The 5,925-nt window shown below is 54.3% G+C and carries 5 protein-coding genes and 1 tRNA gene; 3 read left to right on the top strand and 3 right to left on the bottom strand.

What is annotated here, in order from left to right:
• Positions 1-84: 84 nt before the first annotated feature.
• Positions 85-159, bottom strand: a tRNA-Val gene (locus BEN30_RS17095).
• An 81-nt stretch (positions 160-240) separates the two neighbouring features.
• Positions 241-927 carry a phosphoglycolate phosphatase gene (gph, locus tag BEN30_RS17100; RefSeq protein WP_069959517.1) on the bottom strand — a complete coding sequence of 229 codons (687 nt, stop codon included), beginning with the start codon at positions 925-927 and terminating at the stop codon, positions 241-243.
• A gap of 136 nt (positions 928-1,063) precedes the next feature.
• Between gph and glmU the strand changes: the two genes are divergently transcribed.
• Positions 1,064-2,446: a bifunctional UDP-N-acetylglucosamine diphosphorylase/glucosamine-1-phosphate N-acetyltransferase GlmU gene (gene glmU, locus BEN30_RS17105; RefSeq protein ID WP_069959518.1), complete on the top strand. Its 1,383-nt coding sequence runs from the start codon at positions 1,064-1,066 to the stop codon at positions 2,444-2,446.
• 9 nt (positions 2,447-2,455) lie between these two features.
• Entirely contained in the window at positions 2,456-4,279 is a 1,824-nt protein-coding gene (gene glmS, locus BEN30_RS17110; RefSeq protein ID WP_069959519.1) for a glutamine--fructose-6-phosphate transaminase (isomerizing), read from the top strand.
• Here the strand turns inward: glmS and BEN30_RS18480 are convergent.
• Complete coding sequence (locus BEN30_RS18480) at positions 4,221-4,646, bottom strand: hypothetical protein (protein ID WP_139135111.1); 426 nt, start codon at positions 4,644-4,646, stop codon at positions 4,221-4,223. The genes glmS and BEN30_RS18480 overlap by 59 nt on opposite strands.
• Between BEN30_RS18480 and BEN30_RS17115 the strand changes: the two genes are divergently transcribed.
• The coding region (locus BEN30_RS17115) for a recombinase family protein (RefSeq protein WP_084005683.1) at positions 4,645-5,925 on the top strand (1,281 nt) is incomplete at its 3' end. The genes BEN30_RS18480 and BEN30_RS17115 overlap by 2 nt on opposite strands.

Below are 5,925 nucleotides of genomic sequence, written 5' to 3' on the forward strand. Positions count from 1 at the left end.
CCATAGGCAATTTTCATCCCTAGAATCATGGTGCAAACAGGGTCTAAGCATAAGAAAAGCCAGAGGTTTCCCTCTGACTTTCCATGGTGGGCGCGACAGGGATTGAACCTGTGACCCCTGCCGTGTGAAGGCAGTGCTCTCCCGCTGAGCTACGCGCCCGATTGTTTTAGGCAGGGCTGGTAATACGGTGCTGGCTATGCCCTGTCAAGATGGGTTTGTGGGCAGGGAGGCGTTGAGGGCTTATTTCAGCGCTGCCAAGGCGGTTTCAAGGTCCCTGAAGTGGTCGATCACCGCTTCGCCGCCCAGTTCGCGGGCGGGGGTTTTGGTATAGCCGTGAGACAGCAGCACCACCGGCAAGCCCGCAGCGTGGGCGGCGTTCACATCGTTGGCGTTGTCGCCGATCATGGCGGCGTGGGCGGGGAAGACATCTAAGTGCTCGAGCGCCGCTAAAAGGTGGCGGGGATCGGGTTTTTTGATGCCGGGCAAGGTGTCGCCGCCGATCACAACGTCGAAATACCCAGCCAAATTCAGCTTTGAGAGGATCGACATCGTCGCGCCGTAGGGCTTGTTGGTGCAAATGGACAGCTTGAGGCCTTGGGCTTTGAGGCTCTGTAAAGCCTCATGGGCACCGTCAAACGCCACCGTCAGTTCCGCCGAGCGGGGTTCGTAGTCTTTGATGAACGCGGCGACATGGCTTTGGAACTCGGCCTCCGGGGGGATGTCCCCGGTGGCTGCAAAACAGCGCTCGACCAGCTTGGGCACGCCATCGCCAATCATCATTTGGACTTCTTGCACGCTGACTTCGCGCCGGCCCAGGGGGGCCAGCATGCGGTTGCCTGCGGCTTGCAAATCTGGGGCGCTGTCGATGAGGGTCCCGTCCAGATCAAAAATCAGGGCGTGGATGGTTCTTTTGTTTTGTTCATTCATCGTGAAATAATCCGTAGTAATCTTTGACTTGGCGGGAAGGGCTCGTTTGTGGCACTTTGCGCCACACCCGTTGAAATTTGTGCCGATTCTTTGTTTTGTATCTTAATGCCCCCGATATGTAGGTGAGCCCGTCCAAATGTCCAAGCAGAAAACAGCCGCCATCGTTCTCGCCGCCGGTCTCGGCACCCGAATGAGGTCCACCTTGCCCAAGGTTATGCACTCGGTGGCGGGCCGTCCCATGGTCAAACACCTGCTGAGTACCTTGGCCAAATTGGATCTGGAGAAGATTGTTGTGGTGGTTGGCCCCGACATGCCTGAACTGGAAGCCGCCGTGGCCCCCCACGCCACCGCCGTCCAATATGAGCGTCTGGGCACCGGCGACGCTGTGAAGGCGGGTATGGACGTCTTGAATAAAGACGGCACCACGTTCACCGGCAACGTCTTGGTGGTGTATGGCGACACGCCATTGATCAAGGAACAAACCCTTAACGCCATGCTCGAAGCCCGCCAACCTGTGGAAAAGCGTTTTGCCCCCACCGTGGTCGTGTTGGGCTTTCTGCCGGATGATCCGGGCGCTTATGGCCGTTTGGTGGTGGATGAGGAAGACGGCGACTTGCTGGCGATTGTCGAAGCCAATGACGCCTCGCCCGATGAGCTCGACATTGGCTTGTGCAATTCCGGCGTGATGTGTTTTGACGGCGCGTTTTTACCGTCCTTGTTGACCCGCCTCAGCAGCGACAACGCCAAGGGTGAATATTATTTGACCGACTGCGTTGGCTTGGCGCGCGAAGACGGGTTCAATTGTGCCGTTGTCGAAGGCGATGAAGAAGAGCTGATCGGGGTGAATTCCCGTATCGAACTGGCACTGGTCGAAACCATCGCTCAAGACCGCTTGCGGGAAAAGGCCATGAAGGGCGGGGCCACCTTGGTCGATCCGTCTACGGTCTATTTCTCATTCGACACCAAGATGGGCAAAGACGTGGTGATCGAGCCCAATGTCTTTTTCGGTCCCGGCGTTTCGGTCGGAAACAATGTGCACATCAAGGCCTTTTGCCATTTGGAAGGCGCATGTGTTGAAGATAAGGCCATCATCGGCCCGTTTGCGCGGTTGCGTCCCGGCACCAATTTGGCCGAAGGGGTTCGGGTTGGCAATTTTGTCGAAATTAAAAATGCTCAGGTCGATGCAGGCGGTAAGGTTAACCACTTGACCTACATCGGCGATGCGCACATCGGGGCCGGTGCCAACATTGGGGCTGGCACCATCACGTGCAATTACGATGGCTATATGAAGTCCAAGACGATCATCGGTGCGGGGGCGTTTATCGGATCAAACACCGCCTTGGTGGCGCCTGTCACGGTCGGCAGTGGCGCGATTGTCGGGGCGGGTTCAACCATCACCCGCGATGTCGGCGAAAATGATATTGTGACCACGCGCGCCGATCAAAAAAGCGTGCGCGGCGCGGCAGAACGGTTTCGCGAACGCAAGCAGTCTGAAAAAGACCAGAAGACGAAAGGCTGAGCCCGGCATATGTGCGGCATCATCGGTATCATCGGCAAAAACACCTCCACGCCTAAAATTGTTGAAGGGCTGCGGCGTTTGGAATATCGGGGCTACGATTCCGCTGGGATCGCAACGCTGGTCAATGGTGCGATTGAGCGTCGTCGTGCAGAAGGTAAGCTGAAAAACTTGGAAGCCGTTTTGCAAGCGAACCCGTTGGAAGGCGATGTTGGCATCGGCCACACCCGCTGGGCCACCCATGGCATTCCCAACGAGGCCAACGCCCATCCCCACATGACGGCCAAGGTCGCCATGGTGCACAACGGCATCATTGAAAATTTCCAGGAGCTTAAAGAAGAACTCACCGCCAAGGGCCACGTGTTTGCGTCCGACACCGATACCGAAGCGGTGGTGCACCTGATCACGGCATATTTAGACGAAGGCCTGTCGCCCAAAGACGCCACCGCCCAAGCGCTGAACCGCTTGGATGGTGCTTTTGCGTTGGCGATTATTTTTGCTGGCGAGCACGATTTGATGATCGGCGCCCGGCGCGGCAGCCCGCTGGCCATCGGATTTGGCGACGGGGAAATGTATTTGGGCTCCGACGCCATTGCGCTGAGCCACCTGACCAACCGCGTGATGTACATCGAAGACGGCGACTGGGCGGTGTTGAGCCGTTCGGGGGCAGAGGTCTTCGACGCAGATGGCAATACCGTCGAGCGCCCGGTGCGGGTTAGTGACTTGAGCAATGCCTCGGTGGGCAAGGGCGGCTATCGTCACTTCATGCTCAAAGAAATTTACGAGCAACCTCAAGTCATCGGCGACACCCTTTCTGGTTTTATCAATCCCCAAGACCGCACCATCACCATGCCGGACTTGCCGTTTGATTTGGGCAGCGTGACGCGGCTAACGATTGTGGCGTGCGGAACGTCCTATTATGCCTGTCAAACGGCGCGTTATTGGATCGAAAAGCTGGCACGCATTCCGGTCGAAGTGGACGTGGCGTCTGAATTTCGTTATCGCGAAGCGCCTTTGGTTGACGGCGGAGCGGCGTTGTTCGTGTCCCAATCGGGCGAAACGGCGGACACCTTGGCGGCGCTTCGTTATGCCAAGTCCAAGGGGCAGCATATTCTCAGTATCGTCAACGTGCCCGAAAGCACCATCAGCCGGGAAAGTGACGGTACGCTTTTAACCTATGCGGGACCGGAAGTGGGCGTCGCTTCGACCAAGGCGTTCACCACCCAGTTGGTGGTGCTGGCGTGTCTCGCCATCGCCATGGGCCGGGCCAAGGGCACCATCGAACACGACTGCGAAGCGCGCTTGATGGAAGCCTTGATCGAAGTGCCTGCGCGCGCTGCAGAAGTGCTCAACCACGACGAACGTCTGAAAGAACTTGCCGCCGAAATCGCGGAAGCCCGCGACGTGTTGTATCTGGGCCGTGGGACCTGTTATCCCATCGCCATGGAAGGCGCGTTGAAGCTGAAAGAAATCAGCTACATTCACGCTGAAGGCTATGCGGCGGGTGAAATGAAGCACGGCCCCATCGCGTTGATCGATGAAAACGTGCCGGTCATTGTTATCGCACCGACCGACGAGCTGTTCGAAAAAACCGCCTCCAACATGCAGGAAGTCATTGCCCGGGGCGGGCGGGTGATCTTTTTATCAGATGAGCCGGGGGCCAAAAAACTCGGCAAGTTGGCGGCAGCCACCATCGCGTTGCCCCAGGTCGACCCGTTCGTCGCGCCCATCTTGTACGCCATTCCGGTGCAGCTGCTGGCCTACCACACCGCCTGCATCAAAGGCACGGACGTCGACCAGCCGCGCAACCTGGCCAAGTCGGTAACCGTGGAGTAATCGTGAACAGCATCTCGGGCTGGTTTTTGCCATTTCGGACCATATTCGTGCCTATTCCTTCAGCAGACCAAATTGGTACCCGAACCCTAATTTTAAGATGATGTTGCCGTGATTCTTCGTCATAACGCACACCGATGCGTTTGACGTATTTGGTCAAACAATCACGTTTTAATTTCTCGTTAGACTGGTAAAACGGATTGAGGTCGATTCGTATATTGGGGATCATATCCAACCACGTATTCGTACTTTCGATATTCACTATTTTTGTATCAAACTGGCTGATTTCCGACTGCTTTTGACGTTGAGTGTCTTCAAAATTGCGTTTGGCTTCGTAGAAGCCAAGCCAATCGTGGTATAAAATATTCATGACTGAGACGCTTCACATATATACACGAGTTTCCACTGTCACTCAGGAGGAACAAGGAACTTCTTTAGAAGTTCAGCTTCAGCTTGGTATCACCAAGGCTAAGGAACTTGGCTTTGAATATAAGCACTGGAACGAAGGTGGAAAATCATCACGGTTTGAAAACCTTGAAAACAGACCCGTAATGAAGCGGTTATTATTGGATATAGAAGACGGCAATGCCCATCATCTATGGGCATATACAAACGACCGCCTCTCTCGCAATGACATCACCCAGCAGACAATCAAAATCGCTTTGCAGCGTCATGGGGTTAAGCTCTATACGAAGGATGGCGAGTACGACCTCAACAACGCCCACGATAAATTCATCAAAACAATTTTGGATAGTATGGGCGAGTATGAAAATGCGATGCGTGCTGAAAAAAGTCGGCTTGGAAAAATTAATAAGTTACGGAAGTTTCCCCATTCATGGATAGGTGGACCGCCTCCGTTTGGCTATGAAATTTTTGCAGGACAATTAGTAGAAAGCACTGATGAAAGCATGTGGGTTCACCGCATGTATGAGCTTTTTGTTGATGGAAATTCATCTGCAAAAATTAAAAATATTTTGGACGCAAACAGCGTGAAAACCCGCCGATGCAAGCCATCTTGGTCGCTCGGTTCCATCCAGAAAATATTACAAAATCCCCTGTATCTTGGCAGTTTTGAGTACCGTGACAAAAAACTCGATGAGACGGTAACATGCCAATGCCCTCCTCTACTTTCTCTCAACTTATGGAATGCGGCACAGGATCGTCGAAAACAGGTTCTCCAACGCAAAGGACAAGTTAATAGAAGCACCAAGTTCTACCTTTTACGGGACCTCATGGTCTGTGAACATTGCGGAACCCCCATGGGCGGGCGGGACAAGCCCCAGAAAGGCGAACACCTGTACTATTGCCCATCCAAGGAGCGTGAATGGGTTAAAGAGCAACCGTCAGAAGACGATAAATGGCAACGTGGTCGGGGATGCGGCATGGCACGATCCCTAAATATCGGACGCACCGATGAGATCGTCGTTAACACGGTCAGCAAAACCCTCTCTGACCCCCAGCATCTCCACGATCTTCTTAGGTCTCGATATCAGAGTGAAGGCGACTTCAAACAGCGGAAGGCTTTATTGAGGCGTCATAAACGACGCTCGGAAAAAGAACTCCAGCATATTGAGACCTCACTCTGCGATCTTGAGACTGAGTATCGTCTCAATCACGTTGAAGAATCGATATATCGACGAGTTCGGGAC

It is taken from the genome of Magnetovibrio blakemorei (assembly GCF_001746755.1).
Classification (GTDB): domain Bacteria; phylum Pseudomonadota; class Alphaproteobacteria; order Rhodospirillales; family Magnetovibrionaceae; genus Magnetovibrio; species Magnetovibrio blakemorei.